The sequence below is a fragment of the Pseudoalteromonas pernae genome (genome assembly GCF_039831865.1).
In the GTDB taxonomy this organism is placed as follows: Bacteria; Pseudomonadota; Gammaproteobacteria; order Enterobacterales; family Alteromonadaceae; genus Pseudoalteromonas; species Pseudoalteromonas pernae.
The window spans coordinates 271229-294842 of sequence record NZ_JBDODM010000002.1 but is presented as its reverse complement, the minus strand read 5'-3'; the positions used below and the strand labels follow the sequence as shown (position 1 = coordinate 294842).

Here is a 23614-nt window from a genome sequence, read left to right as displayed (position 1 = left end):
AGTGACACATTTTGTGTCCCCTTCGTCTAGAGGCCTAGGACACCGCCCTTTCACGGCGGTAACAGGGGTTCGAATCCCCTAGGGGACGCCACTTTAACTCGTATGGTAAGAGTCTAAATAACCAGTCCTAGTGACACACTTTGTGTCCCCTTCGTCTAGAGGCCTAGGACACCGCCCTTTCACGGCGGTAACAGGGGTTCGAATCCCCTAGGGGACGCCACTTTAACTCATATGGTAAGAGTCTAAATAACCAGTCCTAGTGACAAAAGCATGTGTTTTTGTAATTAGGCCGTTAAGCCTCGCTGGCTCGGCAGTCGCACTTACAAAAATTACTCGAAGCAGCGCTTCGAAATGCAAAATTTTTGTCCCCTTCGTCTAGAGGCCTAGGACACCGCCCTTTCACGGCGGTAACAGGGGTTCGAATCCCCTAGGGGACGCCACTTTCCATCTACACCCTCTTTAGTGCATCAACTGTTCAAATTAACTCTCTGTTTTTATTTAAAAACCTATTGTCTTTGCTCATCTGATTACTTTGCGTTAACTTAGTCGCTATCCACCTTTTAAGTTGTGCTTAATTAACTGGAATCAGCACTATGCAAGGAGTCTTTTCTGGCGCTTGGCATTATCTGACTTATTCTTAGTTTATAATTGGAAAAAGTTTGGTCTATTGTGATTTTTAAAGCATGTATTAATGCATTCATCCTCTTTATAGTCTCTAGTGTCTCTGCATACACTGATGCGGCTATTACCTTGACCTATTCAATTGAAAACCCCGACTTCACTGAATTACTGACTAAAGCGACCAAACAATCAAACATCGAGCTTGATGCCAAGTGGGTTGATCAGAAGATTTTAAAAGTAAGATTGATTCAAAGTGCAGAGTCGGGGGCAAAATCCGATGCCATAATAGTACCTTCCGACCATCTAGGCATGAATGAGTTTGTCCACTTTAGCGAAATTCCTGATAGCTTTGTGCCCATCCAGTTAACGCCTTTTTTTGCTAGCAGTGGTGAAGTAAACAACAAACGAATTGGTATCCCTATTGTGGGAGGAAATCATCTTGTGTTGTATTACAACAAGGAATTGGTAGATTCCCCGGCCCCAAGTTGGAAAGAAATTGAACGTCAGCAGGCAAAAGGCGATAAACCGATAATCGGTTGGAGCTTTATGGAAATGTTCTGGTTTATACCCTTTATTAATGCCTTTGGTGAATCCCCTGTAGTCGCAGAGCAACCGAATTTAAACACTAGTTCGATGCATCAAGCATTGGAGTTTGTTTGGAATTTAGCGAACAAGGGCATAGTGGATCCTAGCTGCGACTATGCCTGCAATGACCAGCGCTTTTTGTCCCAACAGACTACGTACAGTATCAACGGGATGTGGGCTTACAATCGCTACAAGCAAGGTCTCGGGGAAAAATTAGGGGTAGCACAGTTACCCTCAATCAATGGCAGACCGATGAAGCCTTACTCAACATCTTTTGTTTTAGCTTTTCCTAACAACTCTTTGGATTCAGATAAAAAAGCACAGTTGTATAAGCTTGCCCAATTGTTAATGCAACCAGATGTACAAAACGAGTTTTGGCAACAGCGAGTCGGTGTGCCAGTTCGAAAAGATGTATACGACAACATCTTAGATGATGCCGAACAGGATGCTAAAGTGTTTTTGCAAACTTTGGCTAATACACAAGCTATGCCTAATACGCGCAGTATGATGATCATCTGGGAAGTCATGTTAAAGGGATATACTCGCTTTGGAGCACAAGCTATGAGTGCACAACAAACAGGACAATTTATGCAGCGATTAGCTGAGCGCTCAATCGCTACACAGGAAGAGTAATGCCAACGCCTAAATTTAGTGCAGCGCTATTTAGAACCATCGTTTTTATCAGCATCTTACCCATGCTGATAGTCGTTGCCTTTTTCGCGAACCAGTTTTACAACAGTACACTTGATCAAGCACAACAAACGCTCACCTGGCGCGCTAAAAATGATGCATTGGCAATTCGGCAAATCTTATACAAAGCAACGATAGAAAATGAGCGTTTAGCAACCTCTAAAGCGATTGCACAGCTTCCTGTGCGAATTCTGTATTCCCAATTCGCACTGACTCAGTTACAAACTTACGTAAAAACCAATGCAAACACTGAAGCCGCGATGGTCATTGATAGTGATGGTTTTATCGTTGAAGGTTACCCGCTGTCGGCTTTAAATCTAAATCCAGACATAACGCAGCCTATTGCAGAACATGTAATGGCAAACAAAGCATCAATGTATTTTGCGTTGTCATTGCCAGATGTAAATAGCAATGAAAGCGAGCAGGTCGTTTATATTGGTTTGGCCACCATGTTGAGCTTGGAGCAAGAGTCGCTGAGTACGCCATTTGAAAATACAGGGGTGCTATTAACACTTAAGCCAGCGGCGGGCTTACTTAATGAAATTAAGCGTATAGAGCAAGAAGATACTGACTTCGGTGAGCGAAATTACTTTTTGCAGTATGGGGATCACATGCTCGGGCTTGCTCAACAATCAACGCATCAAGGTACTTTGGAGGTAGCAAGCCCTATCGTAGACATAGTGCATGGTGACACCAAAAAGAGTTTAAACTTGTTGATTAAAGAACGTCAGAGTCCTCACCTTCATGCTCTTAAAAACAGCTTAGCCTTCTCGGCAATATTACTTCTTTCTCTCGCTCTTTGCGCCATCTTGTTAGCTCGTTGGCTAGTGCATAAGTTAAATCAGCCACTCGATGATATTTCTGAGTTGAGCCAAGAGTATGCCAAAGGGAATTATGACTTTAATGTTCGTAAATTTAATTACAGTGAATTTCAGAGTCTCAGTAATAACTTGCAAAGCATGGCTGTGACGATAGAGCAACAAATAGAGTCATTGCAAGAGGAGAAGCATCGCGCGCAAGTATCTGAAAGGGCTAAGAGTTTGTTCTTGGCGAACATGAGTCATGAAATTCGCACGCCAATGAATGGTATTTTTGGCTATTTACAATTATTGCAAAGCTCGAGTCTTGAACCACAGCAGTCTGACTACATCCGACAAATACGTTTATGTACAGAAATGCTGCTTACAGTCATCAATGATGTCCTCGATTTTTCTAAAATCGAAGCCAACAAGATCATAATGGAAAAGCGCCCTTGTGATGTGAAGGTGATGATTCAAGATGTATTATCGCTGTTTCAACCTAGCTGTGAAAGTAAGGGCATTAGTTGCTCATTGAATGTTGACGATGACACGTCAGTGTATGTGCTATGTGACGAAATTCGCGTCAAACAAGTGCTTATTAATTTGGTATCTAATGCGGTTAAGTTTACCAGTAAAGGCGGAATCGAAATCGGACTTCACCACCGCATAGATAACAACACATGCTATTGTCAGTTTTATGTTAAAGACACAGGCGTGGGTATACCAAAGGACAAGCAATCACAATTATTTCAGCCCTTTGTGCAAGCGCAAGAGAGTACGACGCGAGAATTCGGCGGGACGGGGTTAGGTCTGACTATTTGCAAGCGACTTGTCGAGCTAATGGGAGGCTGTATCAATCTTGAAAGCGAGCAAGGCAAGGGCAGTAAATTTATTATTGAGCTCGATTTTGAGTTATCCGATACGGCGCCAGTGGTTGCTGATTTAACTGCCGACACCACACTAGCTGAATATTTTGACGGGACACATGTACTGGTTGCCGAAGACAATCCAATTAATCAGTGCGTGATAGAGCGATTCTTAACCGATCTAGGCATAAAAGTCACGACAGTCGAAAATGGCCAAGAAGCTGTTGACGCACAAGCCAAACAACGTTTTGATTTAATACTGATGGATATCCAAATGCCTGTGATGGATGGCCTTAGTGCAGCGAGACGAATATGTGAGTGCGACCCAAATCATGAACCCATTATTGCTGTAAGCGCCAATGCGATGAGTCAAGATGTGGATGAAGCATTGCGAGCAGGAATGCAAGATCACCTTGCGAAACCAATAGAACATCCAGTGCTGGTAGCTATGTTGTCGAAGTGGCTAGTGAAAAAAGAGGCTAACCAAGCCTAGGTTATCCTCTTTTCAAAGCTCAATAGGGTGAGTTTAAAAAGAGTTGTCACCCTTTTTCTGAATGAGCTCAATTGCGTAACCATCTGGGTCTTTCACAAAGGCAATCTCTGTGGTGCCACCTTTAACAGGGCCCGGCTCACGACTAATAACGCCGCCTGCTGCACGAATTTCATCACAGGCTTTGTAAATGTCATCATATTCGATGGCGATATGACCATAGGCTGTGCCTAAATCATAACTATCTTGGTCCCAGTTGTAGGTTAACTCCAACACAGTGTGGTCTTTCTCTTCACCGTAACCCACAAAAGCCAGCGTGTAACGGTATTGCTCGTTATCAGCTCGACGTAACTCTTTCATACCCAGTACTTGCGTGTAAAACGCGATAGAGCGCTCTAAATTGCCCACGCGCAACATGGTGTGTAATAAACGCATAATGCCCCCTAATTACTAAAACAAGCCGTAAAGCTTTACAACTAATGCTACTCGTAAAGATTAAACAGCCATAAAACGCCATACTCTATCGTTTCTAGTGCATAGCGACAACCTTGAATATAGACATGAAAAAAGCCGCTCATAAAGAGCGGCTTTGGCAGACACTAATAAGTATCGGGTTTATGAAGTTATGACTTTTGTCGGCGTAGCCATGCAAACGGTAGAAGTAGCATTAGCCAAGCGAACGAGCCGCTTGAGCTTTTCTTCTCTTCTTCAACAGCTTGTGCTGTTACATTCACAGTTACGTTCGACGTTACCTGCTCTGTACCATCAGATACGGTTACAGAGAATGTATGAGAGCCTACACCTAGGCCACTAACCGATGTGCTTGCAGCAGTTGCATCTGCGATTGAACCAGGGCCTTCCCAAGAGTAGGTTAGTTCATCACCATCAACATCTGCAGCACCCGCCGAAAGTGTCACACTCGTGCCTTCAACGATTTGTGTGCTGTTAGCGCTTGCCTGTACGGTTGGCGCATCGTTCACAGCTTCAACATTCAGCATGAAGGTTGTGCTCATCGCATCAGTAGGGTAGTTGTTATCACTTACTTTAACAGTCACTTGCGTTTGACCGCTGAAATCAGCATCAGGAGTGATATCAATTGTCGCACCACTGTGATGACCGTTCACTTTTGCAGTAAAACCTTCGCCACTAACAGAAATGGTATTCGACACATTGTCATTATCCATATAATCAACGCGGATACCTGTTACGGTTTGCTCTTCCATTGTCGTTACATCGTCAATCGAGAACATAGTGATGTTTGAAGGGAAACTAATGTTTTGGCTCATTACCATCATCGGTTCGCCTTCAATATCGGCGTTCACTGTTACGTCAAAATCTTGGCCAATTGAGTTAGCATTTGAGCTAGCAACAATATGTACTTTAAACGCAGTTACTTCAGGACCGTCGTAGTCTAGACAAACAACCATGTCGTCCTTTAAGTATTCGTCAAGAAGGCCGTAGTTATCGTCCCAAGGAACGATACTTTGGTTTGTCCAGCCATAGAATGGTGAGCGTTGGTCCATTGGGCCGCGGAAGCCTCGAACACCCGCTGATGCAAACTCCATAACACCCAAACCAGCCTGGATACCAGTACCATTACCGTTCCAGTCTTCAAAGTGTAGGTTGTCATAGGCGTAAACAATTTCATATGCACCAGGAGAGTGGTCGTAACCACGTGCGATGATAGCCTGAGTATCTACACGCATGTCATTACCTTCAAGCGGCTCATACTCGATATCAAGGCCACAACTCCAGTAATCACAGCCATTCTTACCTTGCATATGTTGAAGGTTATCCCATTCAACAACAACGTGCGTGCCAGAACCTGTTGCTGGGTCAATCAGGCGAGACACGGTAATACCCGCCACTTCACTTTCTGGCAACGCATTACCGTCAGCATCGTTCACTTGGTATGGCGCGCCCCAAGCCATTTCTTTTGCCATCACTGGGTGGAAGCGGTTATACCAGAACGCGCCCATTAGTTGTGGTGGACTGCTGAAGTTATCATTAGCAAAGCGATAGTTGTATGTAACAGCACCGTCGAAGTCTATGGCGCCAGTAGGGTGGATGTAGAGACTGTCAGAACCATTTCCGTATTCGTAATTGTGGAACAGCGTAAATTGTTCGCCATCTTCTTTATCATTGAACAGGGATGCAAAAGGAATTTGCCATGCACCATCGAGAGGGATTACCGGTGCGCTTGGTTCAGGTTGCAAACCGTATGACAACAGATCGATATAGCCGCCATTACCCACAGGTGTTTTACATGACTGGTCAGTGATTGAGTCGGTGATGTGATACATCGACTTACGTCCCTGACTGTTGTTTTGTACGCCTGAAACAACAAAGTTATTACCATCTACGGTTACTTCACCAGTAATGTAACCATTGTTTGATAGGTATACATCTTCGAGCGTAAGCCCTTCAGGAAGCGTACCACTGATATCAAATAAGCGGTCGCCACCTGATACGTTCGGCAATACATCTAGTTCAAATGCGATTTTATCTCCGGCGATGGCACGTGCTTTATCGCTGTGGAAGCTGACAACATCATCACCACGGTTAACATTGATAGACACTAGACCAATGTTATCTGGGTTTTGGCTATCGCTACCTAACTCAATAGCACTGTAATGACGCTCACCTGCACTTTGCTCTAGATTATTGAACTTAACAGTAATATCTGACAGCAACTCTGAGTCAGCTGAAGCAGTGACAGAACCATCGACGCTCTGTGCTTTTTCGCCCATAACAACGGCGGTAGCTACTTTATGCGGGAACCACGCATCTTCTTTGCCACGCCAATACATAGTGTTTTGGTTATTTTCTTCCCACACTACCCAGTATTTACCTGCGTCAGGATAAGGGATATTACAAAACTCAGTGACTTCAGTATTCTTCACCGTAGATTTACAAATAACTTCATCGTCATACTGAACTTGGTTATCGCCATTTGCATCAATACCAACATAAATACTGATATTACCTTTGTCGGCGTTGTATTCATCTTCTACTGTTGCAGGACCAGAGCTTACGTGTTCAGCGATGAATCGAACGGCATCTTCTGGCACATCAACCCACGAAACGTGCAGTGTTTCGCTAGTTGTATCTTGCTTAGCAGAAAACATTTCAGAACCATTACCATTAGGTAGCTCTTTGAGGAGTAGCTCTTCAACGTTGGCTTTTACTGGTTTATAGACAGTTACTTGTGGATCAGTCGCCTTGCCAATCGGTTGATTGTCAATTCGGAATGTTGGTGCATCTGTGTGGGATGTAAACTCAACAATCTCAGGTAGTTTTCCGCTGTCCAGCGACATTTCCACATTCATTTGAGACACAGGAACAGAAGGGTCTTGCGCGATAAGCTGAACCTTACCAAATACCGTTGCACCGCGGGCACTGTTGGTAATACTTTGAGCGTTTTGCCAGCTGCCTGTAATTGATAAGCGCTGCGTTTCGCCTTTCTTAAGCGTGAACTGCTTTGGCTCAACATCGACTTTGACACTGTACTCATCAGTCAGTGTTGTTACGTCCCAAGTACCATCTACTGTTGCGGTTACTTCGCGGATCCAGTTACAGCGGTAGAAGCAACGTTCATCTACCATGTTCGGCGTATTCAATGCGCCCAAGTTACCACCAGCATACGGGTTAGTGAGCTGATAGTGCTCAACTGGCACATGCATGACAAGACCAGCGTTAATGGCTTTATCAACTTGCGCGATGCCTGAACCATGCCACCATGGACCTACGTTATCATCACGGCCCATCGCATTTTTTACAGCATCATTTGCAGTCAGCTGAATTGCAGACATCACTTCAGATGGCGACCATTCAGGGTGTGCTTGGCGCACTAATGTCATTACCCCAGCGATGTGTGGACTCGCCATTGAAGTACCACTCTTGACGCCATAATCTGCTGGACCAATGCTACCAACGGCAACTTGAGCGCCATAAGTAAACGGTTGATCTGTGGTGTCTGCAGCAAAGATATCAGATCCCGGTGCTGCAATACCCGGTGCTGTTGCTTCACGATATTCAGGTACAGCTGCGTGGCCGATTGAACTGAATATTGACATAGCATCAACCATGTTTTGATTATGCTTGATTGTGTTGTTTGATTTAGGGATCGTTAAACGATGGTCAGCACCTTCGCTCAGCCAAGCCACAAATTCGTTTGCGTTATTCAGTGGTGTCATACCAAGTGGAATGTCACTTTCCAAGGTGTAATGCATGTTGGTGTTCGATGCTTCAGTATTGTAAACAACGACTGCTGCAGCACCTGCATCTTTAGCATGTTTAACTTTGGTAAGCAGCGCACCATTTTCGCTGCTGCTATCTGAGCGAGCACAGAACACAATTTCACCGTTAGTGAAGGTTGTGTTGAATGGTTCTTCACAGAATTCATTGCCATAATCTGATGCCAGTACCACTGGACCTGTAATATCACTGGTAAATGTTCCGTAGATGTCAGTGCGCCAGCTGCGTGGTGGTGTGACACCGCCCTCTAAGTTAATCGCGCGCGATGATTGAGCCGTTGAGAATGAGCGGCCTGTCTGCGTTGAACCAACAGATAATACCCAAGGGGAGATGTGCTGTACTGATTGGTAGGTACCTGCGTTACCCGCAGAAGCTGATACGTTAATACCTGCTTCATGAGCCGCTAGGAAAGCCAATTCTACATCGTCGTTATGTGGATCCCAACCACCCGAAATTGAGTAGTTGATAACATCAACACCATCGATGATCGCTTGTTCGATAGCGGCCACGAGTGGAATAGATGGACAACCAATATATTTATCGAGAGCGCCAACTTGGCCAGGCGAACAAGCTTGGTAAGAGATGATATTTGCGTGAGGTGCTACACCAGACACTTCATCCAGCATGATGCCTGTTTCAATACCTGTTGATGTAGCAGCAAGCGCAGGAAGTTTGTGCTTTACATTATAAACTATGTTACCTGCTGCCGTACTTGCGGTGTGCGTACCGTGGCCATTGTAGTCTAAACCGATAGCAGGGCGAGTTTCGCCGTATGGACCTGCTTCTGGATCGCTATACGCAGCAGTAATATCAGGGTGCGACCAGATGCCAATAAGCTTGTCATTACACAAGTCTTCGTAGCCTTCGATTTTACAATCATGTAAAAAGTTTCCTGTACCAAGCGGGTTTTCAATGGTGTAACCATCATCACCCGTTGCTTGGAACATAGGGTGGCTAGGGCTAATACCAGTGTCGATAACACCGACCAGCATACCTTCACCTTTTAAGCCGCTCGTTGAGCCATATTGTGTATTTTCCCACGCCATTTTTGTGCCAATGCGCTCATGGCTTGTGTCTGTCAGCAAATCATAAGTTTGCACCGCTCGAACACTGGCAACTTCAGGTAGTTTTGATAGGCGTTCAGCATCGTCTTTGCTTAGGTGTGACGCGATACCATTGATTGCAATTTGAAAGCTGTGTTCAACAGCAAGATCGATTCCTGTTTGGCGTTTTGCACTCGAAACAAAACTCTCTTGCTTTTGCTTTAGATTATCAATGTAGCTCACTACCTCAGGCTGTGAGAGAGGGCTATGCTGGCGTGCACCAAGAGTATTCGCCGATAACAAAGGCATTTGAGTGCCATCTTGTTGCATTGTTTTGTGCAACGCAGCGGGAGTGTCACGCAGACGAATAAGATAAGTGTGAGTGCGCGCATCATCAGGCCCAGCAACAAATTTTTTCGATGGTTTGATTAGCACATTTTGGCCATTGTTCTGAACCAAAGAAGGTTCTTCAAAACTCGCCTTTTGTGCATCCATTCGCGCTGCAATTGCTTGCGAATTGAACTGTATTTTTTCTACTTTGAGTGCTGGGTTATTTACTGTTTGAGATGTTGTAGCGCCAATGCTCGCCACATACATAGCAGTTAAGGTCGCTAATGCTGTTTTAGCAAAAACCTTGTTGTTGCGTTTCATGTTGACATCCTGTTGAGTGGATAATTGTTATTATGATTAGGTGAATAAATATTCACCTATATCTGTTATAACAACTTGACTCTCGCTGCGGTATTGGGGGAAACCCTAGTGTAATTTGTACCCAATCCAACGTCTTGACCGTCCATCCTGTGGCATTGTATTGTTTCGCGGTTGTTTATTTTGTAGAAATAATATTGAAATTTTTTGTATATTTTGTCATTGCTCTGAGCGTTCAATGTGCATTTGCTAACATAAGTTTTCATCACGTCGGCATTGATGTTGATTCAATTATTGATATTGAATTTGATAGCCATGGCGTGATGTGGTTAGCAACGCGTGAAGGTGTCTATCGTTATGATGGTAGCCGGTTGAAGCACATTTCGTCCCAACAAGGCTTGTCTGATGATGATATACGTTCTCTCACTATTGATAAGAATGACAATATTTGGATTGCGACCAATTCAGGTGGATTGAACATATTCGAGCCCCTGTCGGGGAAGGTCACAGCATATCGCCAGACCTCTTCCCTCGACTCTTTATCAAATGATTCTGTGTATGATGTTGCCTTTGTTGACAACAACAGCGCTTGGGTGAGCACCCAAAATGGTTTAAACCTCCTTGATGTTCAAAGTGGTACATTCACGCGATATTTTCATCGAGCCAATGATCCCAAAAGCCTTTCCTCTAATTATGGGTATTCGTTGTACCTAGACGATTCCCAGAGGTTATGGATAGCAACACTCGGTGGGGGGGTCTCAGTGTATAACTCTGAGCGTAACAACTTTGAACAAATTTGGTTGAGCGATTACACCGGGCTTAAAAGCAGCGACGGTGTGTTTGCTATTAGGCAAATAGCTTCAGATTCTTTCTTATTTGCAACGCGCACAGGCTTGTATCGTTATCACCACTCAAGCAAGCAATTGGAGTGGGTGACTCCGACACCCGAAACTAAGCGTGCGGTTGGTACGGTCACTGATTTGGCTTTAAGCAACAGCAAAGTCTTTGTGTCTACGTTGAATAATGGTGTTTTCGTTTACGATATTCCATCGGCTACATTGACCGTGGCAAATTCAAGTGATTTAGGTGCTCGTCTGCAAACGCCCGCAGTGCCCATATACAGTTTGGCTCTGTATCAATCTAAATTGTTTATCGCTACCTTGAGTAAGGGGCTATTCAGTGCGCGAATCAACTATAACGATCTAGAGGCTCGTCTCATGCGCACCGATGTTATGGGCGATTTAACCAACATTACCAGCGCAAACATCCTCGGTAATGGCGAAGCTGTGTTCGGCAGCTTTGGCGCTGGTTTAATGGTCAGTACGGGTGAATCCTCCTTGGTTCGGATTAACAAAGGCAAGCTTGGCGAAATACCACAAGAAAAGTTCCAACGTTTACAAGAACATTATCCAGAAATAGGAAAAGTTGGGATCCTTGCTGTTGACGTTGATCTTGAGCGCAACAAAATTTATCTGGGAACAACGTTTGGCTTATGGGTGATTGACTTAAACACCGAGCAGTTACTCAAACTCACTAGTTATAGACACACAGATATTGGCTACGTAAATGCTTTACACCTAGATGACAATGGGGATGTGTGGTTTGGCAGTGGCGGACAGGGGTTGATGTTGTGGTCAGGCAATTCCCAGTTACTGATCGGTTTTAATGAACATGAAGTGCCTAACTCTGGGCTGTTAGGTGATTATGTGACGACTTTGCTGCGCGATGGTCGTTATTTGTGGGTGGGGACACGCTCAAAAGGCCTGAGTCGATGCGAAATTAAGCCGCTAAAGTGCCAGCATATAGATGCACTGAGTAACAGCGAATCACATTTTAATGTCACTGCAATAACCAAACTTAGCAATGGCAATATCATGTTCGCAACTCGCGGTGGAGGTGTATTTGAAGCCGCTGAGTCGGGCGCTCGTGTAGAGAATTTTACACAGCAACATGGGCTTAATTCGAACATCATTTTAGCGGTTGAACAAGACAGTGATCAGAGTGTTTGGCTGGCCACAGCCAAAGGGTTATCTAGAATAAGTCGCACGCGTGAAGAGATTATAAACTACCCAATTGATGAGTTAGTCGGAACGCCACAATTTAACGCCCACGCCAGTGCACAAAACGACCATGTTTTGCTATTTGGTGGACTAGAGGGGGTGATACGCATAAATAAACACACAAGCATGCCCCGTGACGTTGAACGCTCGCTAATTCTTCATGCAAAAGTTAAGCAGCAGGATCACACTCTGATAGCTAGGACTGACAGCCCTCTGAGTGTGGGGCCTAAAAGTATCATCGAACTTGATTTTGCTTTATTAGATTATGGCGTGGGTACCAAAGACTATGAATATAGATTAAATGCACAAGAGCCTTGGCAGGCTATAGGGGCTACTCAGCAGTTTTTGTTACATCATTTGTCTTCGGGGCACTATCAAGTTCAAGTGCGAAGTCGTGATTACAGTGGGCAATGGCAATACAGTGAGGTTTTATTTATCACCGTAAATCCACATTGGTGGCAAACAGTGTGGTTTGCGTTGTTCATGAGTGTTTTCATAATGAGTCTCTTGAGTTATTGGCATAGATCTAGGACTCGGCGTTTACATCAGCGCAACCAAGATTTATTGCGACTTCAAGAGATTAAACATCAAGCAAAGGAACAAGAGCGACGACATCTCTCCCGCGAATTACACGATGAAATAGGCCAGAATCTTACCGCGTGTAAATTAGGGTTACAGATGCTCAATTTACAAGATGATGGCACCTTGATGTATCGCCAAGTCAGCGGAAGCGTCTCTTTATTAGATAAGATCATCAGCCAAACGCGTGATCTTTCCCAATCTTTGCGTCCTCCTATGCTCGATGAGCTGGGGTTATATGCAGCGCTAAACAAATACTTTAACGATTTACAAAAACGGACTTCGGTAGAGATACGTTTTTATTTACAACCCGATTTAGAACATCGAATCGCCGAGCAATCAGAATTGGCATTTCGCGTTATCCAAGAAGGGTTGAACAATGCCCTGAAACACGCGCAAGCAACTCACATCGATGTCACTGTAAGTGCGGTCAATGAGTATTTAACACTGTGCATTAGCGATAATGGTGTCGGTATAGAACTGCACAGTGTAGAGCAATGTATTCGTAGTGGAAAACACTTGGGTTTACTCGGTATGCGAGAGCGGCTATATCAAGTCAAAGGTGATTTACAGATAGGCGCTGGGCACAACAACGGATGCACAATCACTGCTAGGATCCCTCTGAAATGACAATCATAAACAGTCTTATAATGGCAGATGACCACGAGCTAGTGCGCTCGGGTTTAAAGAGTTTGATACAGCAACAGTTTCCAGACACGCCCATTTGCGAGACAGGGTGTGGAGCACAAGCGCTGGCGTTAATGTTGCAGCAACAACCAACGCTCACATTATTAGATGTGACATTGCCTAATATGAATGGCTTGGATGTAGTTGCAAGTGCTCGTAAATCTGGCTACAAGGGCAAAATCATTATGTTATCTATGCATCATTGGCCCAAGTATGTGGCGCGTGCGTGGCTCAATGGGGCGGATGGTTACGTGCTCAAAGATTCTGCATTCGAAGAGTTGCTGGTGGCTATTAATTCAGTGATGAAACACGAACGGTATTTATCAAAAGGTATTTGTTCTCAGGCAGTGAGTGATGTGCTGGAGCATATGGGTCCAAACCAAGACGATTTACTCACACCTCGGCAACGGCAAGTATTGCAGCTTGTTGCTGAGGGGCATTCTTCAAAATATATCGCAAATCAACTTAACGTGAGTTTGAAAACGGTAGAAGCACACCGGAGTTCGATCATGAATCGTTTGGGAATTCACGACTTTGCGGGATTGATCAAAGCGGCGATCAGTTTAGGTTTAACCCAAGTGAACTGATCGCTGAATAAGGCAACTTAGGACTGAGCCGCTACCGTATCTATCCATATGCATGATATCAGCCTTAGCGCTTAAACCGCCCCCGATACTCCCGGGGTGAAATCGACAGGTATTTTTTAAAGTTGTGCCTCAAGGTAACAGCTGACTCAAAACCGGATTGCTCAGCAATGTGTTCAATCGGGTGTTGTGTACTTTCTAAGAGGGTTTTTGCCACGTCTAACTTGCGCTGCATGAGCCAATGCAGCGGCGTTATCTTGTAGTGTTTTATGAACTGTCTATCAAAGGTACGGCGGGTCATATTTGCCTTGGCGGCGATGTCAGCAATACTAAGCTGGGGCGTTAAATTGAGTACCGCCCAGTCCAAGGTGTTGGATAACACAGATTTGGCAGTTTCTAGCGGCTTTTCGACAAACTGCGCTTGCCCTCCGCTTCTATGCGCCGGTAACACCAACCTGCGGGCGACACTATTAGCAATCTTGTGGCCGTAATCTTGGCGGATAACTTCAATGCCAAGGTCAATCCCTGCCGCGCTCCCCGCCGAGCAGCCAATCACGCCGTCGTAGGTGTATAAAATATCTTCTCGGTAAATAACACCAGGAAAACGCGCACGAAATTCATCGCTGTATCGCCAGTGTGTTGTCGCCTCGCGATTGTCCAATAAGCCCAAAGCGGCTAATAAAAATGAGCCTGAGCAAAAGCTAATAATGCGCCCGCCAGCGTTGAAGTGCTTCAGTATTTCTTGGCGAATTGTGTCATCAATTGTTTGCGCCTCTACAGGGAAGCTTGGAATAACTAACAAATCACATGGTTCTAATTGATTGACGTGCTCGCATGTAAAGTGCGAGCTGCACAAACCCTCAAACGTGCTGTTACTCAGTGACACTATCTTAGTTTGATACCAATCACTGATGTCTTCTCTTGGTAGGGCAAACAACTCAACGGCACAGGCAAGCTCGAACAAAGATAACTTTTCTAAAAGCAAAATGGTGACTTTCATTGCTCAGTACAGCCTATGGTTGATTTGTCTATATATTATCGATACTAGTCTAATTGGACGATTTAAAGAAGATTAGATGACGTCAATAATACAGGTGAGGAATCAAGCTGATGTATTAAACAAAGGAGTTATTATGAAATCGAACGTGATCAGACCTAGACCCGCCCAAAGTGACGAAGCATTAGCGTATTTTCAGTCGCAGCTAAGATTTGAAACGGATTGCTGGGATGTGCATTACGCATTGAATAACAACCTGTTTGATTTTGTGTTGTTGGATGTCAGAGGGTTAGAGGTCGCCAAAAAAGGTTACATCGAAGGCGCGACCTTGATGCCTCATCCCACCATTACCCAAGCGCGTTTAAAACATTACCCCGAAGACACCGTGTTTGTTGTGTACTGTGCGGGGCCACATTGCAACGCCACGGAAAAGGCGGCGATTAAGCTAGCTAGGTTGGGGCGCCCAGTCAAAAAAATGATAGGTGGGGTAACGGGTTGGCTTGATGAAGGATTTGAGCTCACCTGCGATTAAAAGTGAGCTTACAAAGGCTGTATAGAGGCGCGACTTAGCCAGTGTGTAGAACGCTTCTTGGGATATTTAACTGGGCATAACCATAGGTACTTGATAATGCCCAATTCGTGCTACTCGGTCTTTTCTTTAAACTCACACAAATCTTCGATGATGCACGAGCCGCATTTGGGTTTGCGGGCTACACAGGTGTAACGGCCATGGAGGATAAGCCAATGGTGTACATCGACTTTAAATTCTGCGGGTACCACTTTTTCTAGCTTTTGTTCAACCGCGACAACATCTTTACCCATGGCAAATTTAGTGCGGTTAGAAACGCGGAAGATGTGGGTGTCTACCGCAATGGTGGGCCAGCCAAAGGCAGTGTTAAGTACCACGTTTGCGGTTTTACGACCGACCCCAGGTAAGGCTTCTAGTGCCTCACGGTTTTCAGGGACTTCACCGCCGTGTTGCTCCACCAAAATCTGACACATTTTGTAGACATTATTGGCTTTTGAGTTGAATAGGCCAATGGTTTTGATAGCTTCTCGTAGCTCTTCGAGCCCTAAGTCGAGAATCGCTTGTGGGGTATTTGCACGGGGAAACAGTTTTCGAGTGGCTTTGTTAACGCCCACATCGGTTGCTTGAGCAGACAAGGTAACAGCGACCAAAAGTTCAAACGGCGAGCTGTATTCAAGCTCTGTTTCCGGATGCGGATTAGCTTCACGTAAACGTTCTAAAATGACACGTCGTTTTTCTTTGTTCATTACCTTGCCCCTGTTTTTATTCTATTTTTTCCTAGCTGAGTGCTTTAATCCAAGCTGGTGACTCGCGCTCGAGGTCCTTTTACTTGCTCTGCACTCGGTGCCAATTGTTTAGCCTTAATTTGGGCATCGATCACATTTTTAGCGGCAATCAATAACCCCAAACCAAGAAATGCGCCTGGCGGCAAAATAGCGAGTAAAAACTGATTGTCAAAATGAATGAGATCCATGCGTAAGCTTTGTGCCCATGGCCCAAGTAACAAATCAGCGCCGTCAAATAAGGTGCCTTGGCCAATTAGTTCGCGCATGGCGCCTAGGACACACAGAATAATTGCAAAGCCTAGTCCCATCATCAGTCCGTCCCACGCGCTTAAGATTGGATTGTTCTTGGACGCAAAAGCCTCAGCGCGGCCGATAATGGCGCAGTTAGTCACGATTAACGGAATGAAGATCCCTAAAGACTGATAAAGGCCAAAGGTGAAGGCGTTCATCAGCAACTGGATGATGGTTACAAACGCTGCAATGATCATGACAAACACCGGAATACGAATGTCTTTGGGCACCCAGTTACGTACCACGGATACCGTCACGTTAGAGCCCACTAACACAAGCAGTGTCGCAAGGCCTAAGCCTAACGCGTTAGTCACCGTGCTACTCACTGCAAGTAATGGACACAAGCCGAGCAGTTGTACAAGCGCAGGGTTGTTTACCCAGACACCATCTTTGAATAGGGTTTTATAATCACTCATTAGATTGTGCCACCTCACAACTGTTTGCAGCGTTTGCTAACTCAGAGAAATGCGCTTGGGCATAGATAACAGTATTTTTTACCGCACCGACAACAGCACGGGGCGTGATGGTTGCCCCCGTGAATTGGTCGAACATACCGCCGTCTTTTTTCACTGCCCAACGGTTATCGCCTGCGTTTAGGACTTGTTGTTGGCTAAAGCTATTGATCCAATCACTGCGTTTTGGTTCGACTTTATCGCCAAGACCCGGCGTTTCATTGTGTTTGGTCACTCGCACACCGGCAACGGTACCATCAGGGTAAATGGCGCTCAGTAATTCGATGTTGCCGCTGTAACCGTTTGGCGCCGTACTTTGCATAACCAGCGCAATGACCTCGCCTTGGTTACGGGCACGATACACCGTGTGTGGCTCGTTTGAACCCAGTTCCGGGTCGGTGACCACAGTGCAATCTAAGTAAAGTTCGTTGTCATAAGCTGGTTCTGGTAATACTTGATGCAATAAGCCTTGCAGTTGTTTCTTTTCTTGAACTGCAATGGTAGGTGCCGTGAACTGCTGAACTAGTGTAACCGCGCCTGTGGTAACCAGCGCAAATGCCGTTAAGATGGCACCGTTTTTTACCATCGAAGAAACAATCATGACTTCGCTCCATGGCCGTAAGTGCGAGGCTGGGTGTAATGGTCAATCAATGGCACTGCCATATTCATGAGCAGCACCGCGAACGCGACTGCATCAGGGTAACCGCCAAAACTACGAATGAGGTAAACCAACAAGCCAATGGCGGCGCCATAGATTAAGCGGCCGCGATTGGTGGTAGAGGCTGACACCGGATCGGTGGCGATGAAGAATGCTCCTAGCATAGTCGCACCGCTTAGCATATGAAACGCGAGACCCGGCTGGTTTCCTGAATCAAAGATGTAGCCAATACTTGCGCACAACCCGAGTGAAGCGAGCATTGACACTGGAATATGCCAATTAATCACACGTTGCTGCAGTAGCACTAAACCGCCCAACAAGTAAGCGGCATTGACCCATTGCCAACCTAGGCCAGCGCTCTGGCCAAAAATAGGTTTAGCCATGCTTTCAGCGACAGTCATGCCGTGGCTGACATCTGTTTTTAGCGTGTCTAACGGTGTTGCCATGGTGATGCCATCTACGCTCGTACGCAGTTGTTCAACACTGAAACCTGATTGAGTGTAATTGGTAAAGATCACCGATAACCCATCAACAAAACCAACAGGGCTACTAGCAAGTTCTGACACAGGCAGCCAAGCGGTCATTTGCACTGGAAAGGAAACCAGCAACAGCACGTAACCCGCCATCGCAGGGTTGAATAGGTTAAAGCCCAAACCGCCGTATAGCTGCTTTACAAAGACAATGGCAAAAAAACAGCCAATGACCACAATCCACCAAGGTGCCAGTGGTGGGATGCTTATTGCTAACAGCAAACCGGTTAGCCAAGCGCTGCCATCTTGAAGCGTTGGCCATACATTGCGGCCACGAATTAGGAGCATCGCACTTTCAAAAATAGTGACGCACACCAAGGCTAATACCAATTGAATCAGTACACCTGTGCCAAAAAAGTAGCACTGTGCCAAAATCCCAGGAATAGCAGCGATGGCCACCATAAACATAATACGAGTAACGGACTTTTGGCTGTGTTTGTATGGTGAACTCATCATATTGAGTTTCATGATGGATCCTCGTTATCTGAGTTGTCCTGCGCTTCGCGAGCGGCCTTTTTGGCTTTTACGCGGGCAATGGCTGCGGCAACGGCAGCTTTTTTCTTGTCTTGGTCCGATTGCGGCTGCTCAGCAAGGTTGTTTTCGCTGCTGGACTCGCTTTTAGCTTCGGCTTCTTGTTCCTTTGCCTGTTTCTTCGCCTTAGCACGCGCTATGGCTGCAGCGACAGCCGCCTTTTTCTTATCCTCTGCGGAGCTTGGCTGTTCGTCAGAGGTTTTGGCTTGTTCTGAACTAGCACTGGTATCGTCAGCCTGCAGCTGTTCTTGCTCTTTCGCGAGTTTCTTTGCTTTAGCACGGGCAATGGCGGCGGCAACAGCGGCCTTTTTATCGTCTTCTGGCGCTTGTGCAGGTTCTTCAGCACTTGGAGCATCCGCGTCTGGTGTGACTTCACCTTCTTGCTGATCTTGCGCTTTGGCTAGCTTTTTCGCTTTTGCACGAGCAATGGCGGCCGCAACCGCGGCTTTTTTGTCGTCTTGTGCTGGAGCATCTGTGTCACTTGTTTCAGATTGCGCAGCTTTCTTCGCTTTTGCACGAGCTATGGCGGCAGCAACGGCTGCTTTTTTATCGTCTTGTGCTGGAGCCTCAGTGTCTGTTGACTCTGATTGCTCAGCTTTCTTCGCTTTGGCGCGAGCGATGGCAGCGGCAACAGCTGCTTTTTTATCATCTTTCGCTGGCGCTTCTGCATCGTCAGATTGTTGCTTTTGTTCTTTATACAAACGTGCTTTTTCTTTGCGAGCTGCGCGTTCTAACGCGACTTCACTATTATCTGGCTCGAGCGCTTCGCCAGCCTTTTTCGCTTTTGCACGAGCAATAGCGGCGGCAACCTTATCCTTTTCTTCGCCCCCATCGGCTTTCTTCGCTTTGACACGGGCAAGTGCTTCAGCCACTTTTTCTTTGCTTTGGCTATTTTGTGCTGCACTTCTGCTTGGGCGCTTATGGCGATTGCGGCGTTCTTCTTGTTCACGCTCTAATCGCTCTTTGCGTGCTTCAAAACGCTCTTTAGCGCGGTCTGACTTAACCTGTTCGATTTGTTGCTCACGAATTTCCGCTTTGGCAACCCGATAGTATTGCACCAAAGGGATTTCACTTGGGCATACATAGGCGCAGGCGCCGCACTCGATACAATCAAATAACTGATGCTGTTCGAGTTTTTCGTATTCTTTGTTTTTAGCAAACCACTGTAATTGCTGCGGCAATAGTGTTGCTGGGCAGGCATCCGCACACGCACTGCAACGAATACAGGCGCGCTCGGCTCCGCTTTGCGGCATTTCTGCTTCTGTCGGAGCAAGGATACAGTTAGTGGTTTTTACTACTGGAATGCGCACACTCGGCAAAGTGAAGCCCATCATAGGGCCACCCATAATAACGCGTTGCATAGGTTCCGGGGTGAAACCTTGTTGTGTCAACAGGTGCTTCACTTCAGTGCCAAGTAATGCCCACACATTGCGCTTTTGCGCGAGGGTATCACCGGTTACTGTTACAACACGTTCGATCAGCGGTTTACCTAGCTCCACCGCTTGTTGAATGGCGTACATGGTACCCACGTTCTGAACCAGTACCCCGATATCAGCGGGGATACCGCCAGCGGGCACTTCCTTGGAAGTCAGAATTTGAATAAGTTGTTTTTCGCCACCTGATGGGTATTTTGTTGGGATTGCTCTTACCTGCATATCATCAAAGTGTTTACAGGCTTCTTCCATCGCTGTTATGGCTTTTGGCTTATCGTCTTCGATGCCGATAAGCGTAATTTTGGGTTGCAAAAGATGGCGTAGCACATCGATGCCGCGCACTATCTCATCACTATGAGCTTGCATCAATACATCGTCGGCAGTGATGTAGGGCTCACATTCCGCGCCATTGATAATCAGCACGTCAATGTTTTGCTTAGTTGCTGCTTTGATGTAGGTTGGAAACCCTGCGCCACCCATGCCTGATATGCCGGCAAAATGCAGTACATCAATAAGGCGCTCTGGAGTCATATCACGATAATTTGGATGTGGAACCAGCTGGCACCAAGTGTCTTCGCCATCAGGCTCAATCACTATGCTCAATTCCGGTAGCGCAGATGGATGCGCTGAAGGCATAGGCGTGATATCAATAACTCGCCCTGAAGTAGGCGCATGCACAGGCACTGACCAATTAGCCGTCGGCTTAGTCAGTGCTTGGCCTTTTAACACCGTATCCTGAATATTCACCAGCAATTGGCCTTGCGCACCGATGTGCTGTTTCACTGGCAAGACGATTTTATCTGGCAGCGGTAGTGTGTGGATGGGCAGCGAGTTTGACTGGCTTTTGTTCACAGGTGGGTGCACCCCACCTGGAATTTGCCATAATTCTCCGCGACTGATTCGTTCTAATAAAGAGTCCAACTCACACCTCTTAATCAATTTGCGTCACGGGGATAGCGTCTAATTGCCACTTCCACGTTTGTTTGGTTTGTGCCACTGGGACCATGTCGATGCAATCTACAGGGCAGGGGTCAACACATAAATCACAGCCAGTACATTCATCAATCAGTACAGTGTGCATTTGTCTTGTTGCACCAACGATGGCGTCAACTGGGCAAGCCTGAATGCATTTAGTACAGCCGATACATTCGTCTTCGCGAATGTAGGCAACTTTCTTTTCAGGTTCCGCTTGCTCGCCACCGGCAAGTGGTTTAGCTTCCACGCCCATTAAATCAGCAAGTTTTTTCACCGTGGCTTCGCCACCAGGGGGACACTTATTTACGTCATCGCCATTGGCTATGGCTTCGGCATAGGGCTTACACCCCGGGTAGCCGCATTGGCCACATTGGGTTTGCGGTAAAATTGCATCAATTTGTTCAACGATTGGGTCACCTTCGACGCGAAAGCGCACGGCTGCAAAGCCAAGAATGACACCAAATACAAGCGCTAAAATGCCCAGAGCAATGAGGGCGTAAAATAAAGTCATAATTAAAACTTAACCAATCCGCTAAAGCCCATGAATGCCATCGACATTAGGCCAGCTGTAATCATCGCAATGGCAGCGCCTTTAAACGGCGTAGGCACATCGGCGCCGGCCATACGTTCACGCATTGCGGCGAATAGCACCAACACCAAAGAAAAACCAACAGCTGCGCCAAATCCATAGACCGCAGATTCAACAAAGCTGTGCTGTTCTTTGATATTCAATAGGGCAACACCTAATACCGCACAGTTGGTGGTGATTAAAGGTAGAAAAATACCTAACAATCGATATAAGGTCGGTGACGTTTTTTGCACCACCATTTCGGTGAACTGCACCACTACCGCTATCACCAAGATAAAGCTCATGGTACGAAGAAATGTTAGTTCAAGGGGCAATAAAATATATTGATTGACCAAATAACTGGTTACCGATGCCAGCGTTAGTACAAAAGTGGTCGCCAAAGACATGCCCACAGCCGTGTCTAACTTGCTCGACACGCCCATAAACGGACACAGACCTAAGAATTGTACAAGAACGAAATTGTTAACCAACACGGTACTGACAAGCAGTAAGAGATATTCCGTCATAGGCACCCAAGAAACTGAAAAGAACTGCGGTATTATCCTTATTTCTCGTTCATTTCACAACAGTTACGACGGTTTTAAGGCTTGTTCAAAGAAGGGGAGTTGCGGCGAACTGTATCGCCGCGGGAGAACACTTAGGTTAACCTTGTATTTGCGAGCTATCGCGCACCACCAAAGAAGGCGTAAAAATTCGCTGAATGTCTTTATCCTGATTTCTCGCACCACGTGTTTTGCTAAACAACAAACGGGCAGCGTGTTGAGAAATTATATCGTTATCTTGATGCGCGGTAGTGAGCTTTGGCCAAGTTTGTTTTGAGAACGGAGAGTCTTCGAAACCTGTGATTGCTAACTCGTTTGGAATAGAAATATCCATCAAACGCGCTGCGAATAATGCACCAGCTGCAATTTCATCGTTGCCGCCCATCACTGCGGTGATCTGGAGCGCGTTGTTATCTTTAAGTAGCTCTTTGGCACCGCTAACACCAGATTCAAACGAGTACTCGCCACGGTAGACAAGCTCTTCACGGTTTTTAATGCCATTATCAGCAAGAGCTTGCTGATAACCCGCTAAACGCTCAGATGTGGATTTGTGCTCTTCATCGCCACAGATAAAAGCGATGTTTTTGTGGCCTAGGCTCAACAAGTGCTGAGTGATTTCGTAAGCAGCCGCATAGTCGTTCACGTAGATACAAGGGCTATTGTCGCTGTCATCTCCGCGGCCTGAGAGAATCCGCACATAATGCATGTTCATGCTATCGAGCTCGTCGATAAGTGCTTGTTGCTCAGAAAGTGGGGGGGTGAGCACTAATCCGGCGATACGTGAGCGCTGGATCATTGTTTTGAGCTCATTTTCCATTTCGCTATCGGCGTAACTGCAAGGGTGAATCACCAATTCGTAGCCTTCTTTGCGACAGCGTGACAGAACACCATTTTGCATATCGATGACGTAGTAGGCATTGGGGTTGTCGTATACCAAGCCTATGGCGTAAGACGAGGTGCCAGCAAGGTTACGTGCTGCAAGATTGGGTTGATAATTAAGCTCTTTTACAGCTGCCATAACGATGTCATGGGTTTTTTTGCGCACCGATGGCTCATTATTGATTACTCGCGAAACCGTTTTCATTGATACACCGGCGAGTTTCGCAACGTCATTAATAGTTACTTTCATGATCGTTTCTTATTATCTCAGCGCTAGTACACAGGTACGTAGCCCTTTGTTATGTAATCGTTTGAGCCAAATTAGCTCGCTATCATTTTTCAATCTTGATGCCATGAGAGTTTAACCGTCTAAAATTTATAATTAGCGGCCAAAAGCACAGTGAAAAACGCTGTTGAAATTTTAAGCCAACAGAAATGACTGTAAGACAAATTTTCATTGAGTGTATCTAAAGTTATAAAAAATTAGCAGAGAAAATTTCATTTTTTCCACAT

The 23614-nt window shown here is 45.8% G+C and carries 16 protein-coding genes and 3 tRNA genes; 8 read left to right on the top strand and 11 right to left on the bottom strand.

The window, feature by feature from the left end; genetic code table 11:
- The first annotated feature begins 15 nt into the window (after positions 1 to 15).
- From V1358_RS05385 to V1358_RS05365, 5 genes are all read left to right on the top strand, one after another.
- Positions 16 to 91: transfer RNA gene (locus V1358_RS05385), tRNA-Glu, on the top strand.
- 53 nt (positions 92 to 144) lie between these two features.
- Positions 145 to 220 (top strand) — tRNA-Glu (locus V1358_RS05380).
- Between the two features lie 144 nt (positions 221 to 364).
- Positions 365 to 440, top strand: a tRNA-Glu gene (locus tag V1358_RS05375).
- 229 nt (positions 441 to 669) lie between these two features.
- A complete protein-coding gene (locus V1358_RS05370) occupies positions 670 to 1839 on the top strand; it encodes a sugar ABC transporter substrate-binding protein (RefSeq protein WP_347392846.1) in 1170 nt (389 codons plus the stop codon).
- Positions 1839 to 4055, top strand: a complete 2217-nt coding sequence (locus tag V1358_RS05365; protein ID WP_347392845.1) for a HAMP domain-containing hybrid sensor histidine kinase/response regulator — start codon at positions 1839 to 1841, stop codon at positions 4053 to 4055. The genes V1358_RS05370 and V1358_RS05365 overlap by 1 nt, the downstream gene beginning before the upstream one ends.
- A 33-nt stretch (positions 4056 to 4088) precedes the next feature.
- On the opposite strand, the gene gloA is transcribed toward V1358_RS05365, so the two are convergent.
- The gene (gene gloA, locus V1358_RS05360) at positions 4089 to 4487 is read right to left on the bottom strand and encodes a lactoylglutathione lyase (protein WP_347390939.1); all 399 of its coding nucleotides are present in this window, start codon (positions 4485 to 4487) and stop codon (positions 4089 to 4091) included.
- Positions 4488 to 4675: 188 nt separating this feature from the next.
- Positions 4676 to 10003 carry a S8 family serine peptidase gene (locus V1358_RS05355; RefSeq protein WP_347392844.1) on the bottom strand — a complete coding sequence of 1776 codons (5328 nt, stop codon included), beginning with the start codon at positions 10001 to 10003 and terminating at the stop codon, positions 4676 to 4678.
- Positions 10004 to 10197: 194 nt separating this feature from the next.
- Here V1358_RS05355 and V1358_RS05350 point away from each other — a divergent pair, with 194 nt between their 5' ends.
- Together V1358_RS05350 and V1358_RS05345 are read left to right on the top strand one after the other, a co-directional pair.
- Positions 10198 to 13269: a sensor histidine kinase gene (locus V1358_RS05350; protein ID WP_347392843.1), complete on the top strand. Its 3072-nt coding sequence runs from the start codon at positions 10198 to 10200 to the stop codon at positions 13267 to 13269.
- Entirely contained in the window at positions 13266 to 13913 is a 648-nt protein-coding gene (locus tag V1358_RS05345; protein ID WP_347392842.1) for a response regulator, read from the top strand. The genes V1358_RS05350 and V1358_RS05345 overlap by 4 nt, the downstream gene beginning before the upstream one ends.
- Before the next feature lie 64 nt (positions 13914 to 13977).
- On the opposite strand, the gene V1358_RS05340 is transcribed toward V1358_RS05345, so the two are convergent.
- Positions 13978 to 14910: a GlxA family transcriptional regulator gene (locus V1358_RS05340; RefSeq protein ID WP_347392841.1), complete on the bottom strand. Its 933-nt coding sequence runs from the start codon at positions 14908 to 14910 to the stop codon at positions 13978 to 13980.
- A gap of 133 nt (positions 14911 to 15043) precedes the next feature.
- On the opposite strand from V1358_RS05340, the gene V1358_RS05335 reads away from it, so the two are divergent.
- Positions 15044 to 15439: a rhodanese-like domain-containing protein gene (locus V1358_RS05335; RefSeq protein ID WP_347392840.1), complete on the top strand. Its 396-nt coding sequence runs from the start codon at positions 15044 to 15046 to the stop codon at positions 15437 to 15439.
- A gap of 110 nt (positions 15440 to 15549) precedes the next feature.
- Here V1358_RS05335 and nth read toward each other — a convergent pair whose 3' ends face one another.
- The 8 genes from nth to V1358_RS05295 form a co-directional block, all read right to left on the bottom strand.
- Positions 15550 to 16182 carry an endonuclease III gene (gene nth / locus V1358_RS05330; RefSeq protein ID WP_347390937.1) on the bottom strand — a complete coding sequence of 211 codons (633 nt, stop codon included), beginning with the start codon at positions 16180 to 16182 and terminating at the stop codon, positions 15550 to 15552.
- A 44-nt stretch (positions 16183 to 16226) separates the two neighbouring features.
- Entirely contained in the window at positions 16227 to 16928 is a 702-nt protein-coding gene (locus tag V1358_RS05325; protein WP_347390936.1) for an electron transport complex subunit E, read from the bottom strand.
- Positions 16921 to 17565, bottom strand: a complete 645-nt coding sequence (gene rsxG / locus V1358_RS05320; protein WP_347392839.1) for an electron transport complex subunit RsxG — start codon at positions 17563 to 17565, stop codon at positions 16921 to 16923. Before rsxG ends, V1358_RS05325 begins: the two co-directional genes overlap by 8 nt.
- Positions 17562 to 18620: an electron transport complex subunit RsxD gene (gene rsxD, locus V1358_RS05315; RefSeq protein ID WP_347392838.1), complete on the bottom strand. Its 1059-nt coding sequence runs from the start codon at positions 18618 to 18620 to the stop codon at positions 17562 to 17564. The genes rsxG and rsxD overlap by 4 nt, the downstream gene beginning before the upstream one ends.
- Positions 18617 to 21037, bottom strand: a complete 2421-nt coding sequence (gene rsxC, locus V1358_RS05310) for an electron transport complex subunit RsxC (RefSeq protein ID WP_347392837.1) — start codon at positions 21035 to 21037, stop codon at positions 18617 to 18619. Before rsxC ends, rsxD begins: the two co-directional genes overlap by 4 nt.
- A gap of 10 nt (positions 21038 to 21047) precedes the next feature.
- Positions 21048 to 21602, bottom strand: coding sequence for an electron transport complex subunit RsxB (gene rsxB / locus V1358_RS05305; RefSeq protein ID WP_347390932.1), 555 nt, complete (start codon positions 21600 to 21602; stop codon positions 21048 to 21050).
- A gap of 2 nt (positions 21603 to 21604) precedes the next feature.
- Positions 21605 to 22186: an electron transport complex subunit RsxA gene (gene rsxA, locus V1358_RS05300; protein ID WP_347390931.1), complete on the bottom strand. Its 582-nt coding sequence runs from the start codon at positions 22184 to 22186 to the stop codon at positions 21605 to 21607.
- 136 nt (positions 22187 to 22322) lie between these two features.
- Entirely contained in the window at positions 22323 to 23351 is a 1029-nt protein-coding gene (locus tag V1358_RS05295) for a LacI family DNA-binding transcriptional regulator (protein ID WP_347390930.1), read from the bottom strand.
- Positions 23352 to 23614 lie beyond the last annotated feature (263 nt).

Excerpts from the sequence above, each read along its gene's own strand:
- rsxB (WP_347390932.1), bottom strand. The coding sequence starts at position 21,602 with ATGACTTTATTTTACGCCCTCATTGCTCTGGGCATTTTAGCGCTTGTA.
- V1358_RS05345 (WP_347392842.1), top strand. The coding sequence starts at position 13,266 with ATGACAATCATAAACAGTCTTATAATGGCAGATGACCACGAGCTAGTG.
- nth (WP_347390937.1), bottom strand. The coding sequence starts at position 16,182 with ATGAACAAAGAAAAACGACGTGTCATTTTAGAACGTTTACGTGAAGCT.
- gloA (WP_347390939.1), bottom strand. The coding sequence starts at position 4,487 with ATGCGTTTATTACACACCATGTTGCGCGTGGGCAATTTAGAGCGCTCT.
- V1358_RS05335 (WP_347392840.1), top strand. The coding sequence starts at position 15,044 with ATGAAATCGAACGTGATCAGACCTAGACCCGCCCAAAGTGACGAAGCA.
- V1358_RS05325 (WP_347390936.1), bottom strand. The coding sequence starts at position 16,928 with ATGAGTGATTATAAAACCCTATTCAAAGATGGTGTCTGGGTAAACAAC.
- rsxD (WP_347392838.1), bottom strand. The coding sequence starts at position 18,620 with ATGAAACTCAATATGATGAGTTCACCATACAAACACAGCCAAAAGTCC.
- V1358_RS05295 (WP_347390930.1), bottom strand. The coding sequence starts at position 23,351 with ATGAAAGTAACTATTAATGACGTTGCGAAACTCGCCGGTGTATCAATG.
- rsxA (WP_347390931.1), bottom strand. The coding sequence starts at position 22,186 with ATGACGGAATATCTCTTACTGCTTGTCAGTACCGTGTTGGTTAACAAT.
- V1358_RS05365 (WP_347392845.1), top strand. The coding sequence starts at position 1,839 with ATGCCAACGCCTAAATTTAGTGCAGCGCTATTTAGAACCATCGTTTTT.
- rsxG (WP_347392839.1), bottom strand. The coding sequence starts at position 17,565 with ATGATTGTTTCTTCGATGGTAAAAAACGGTGCCATCTTAACGGCATTT.
- V1358_RS05355 (WP_347392844.1), bottom strand. The coding sequence starts at position 10,003 with ATGAAACGCAACAACAAGGTTTTTGCTAAAACAGCATTAGCGACCTTA.
- V1358_RS05340 (WP_347392841.1), bottom strand. The coding sequence starts at position 14,910 with ATGAAAGTCACCATTTTGCTTTTAGAAAAGTTATCTTTGTTCGAGCTT.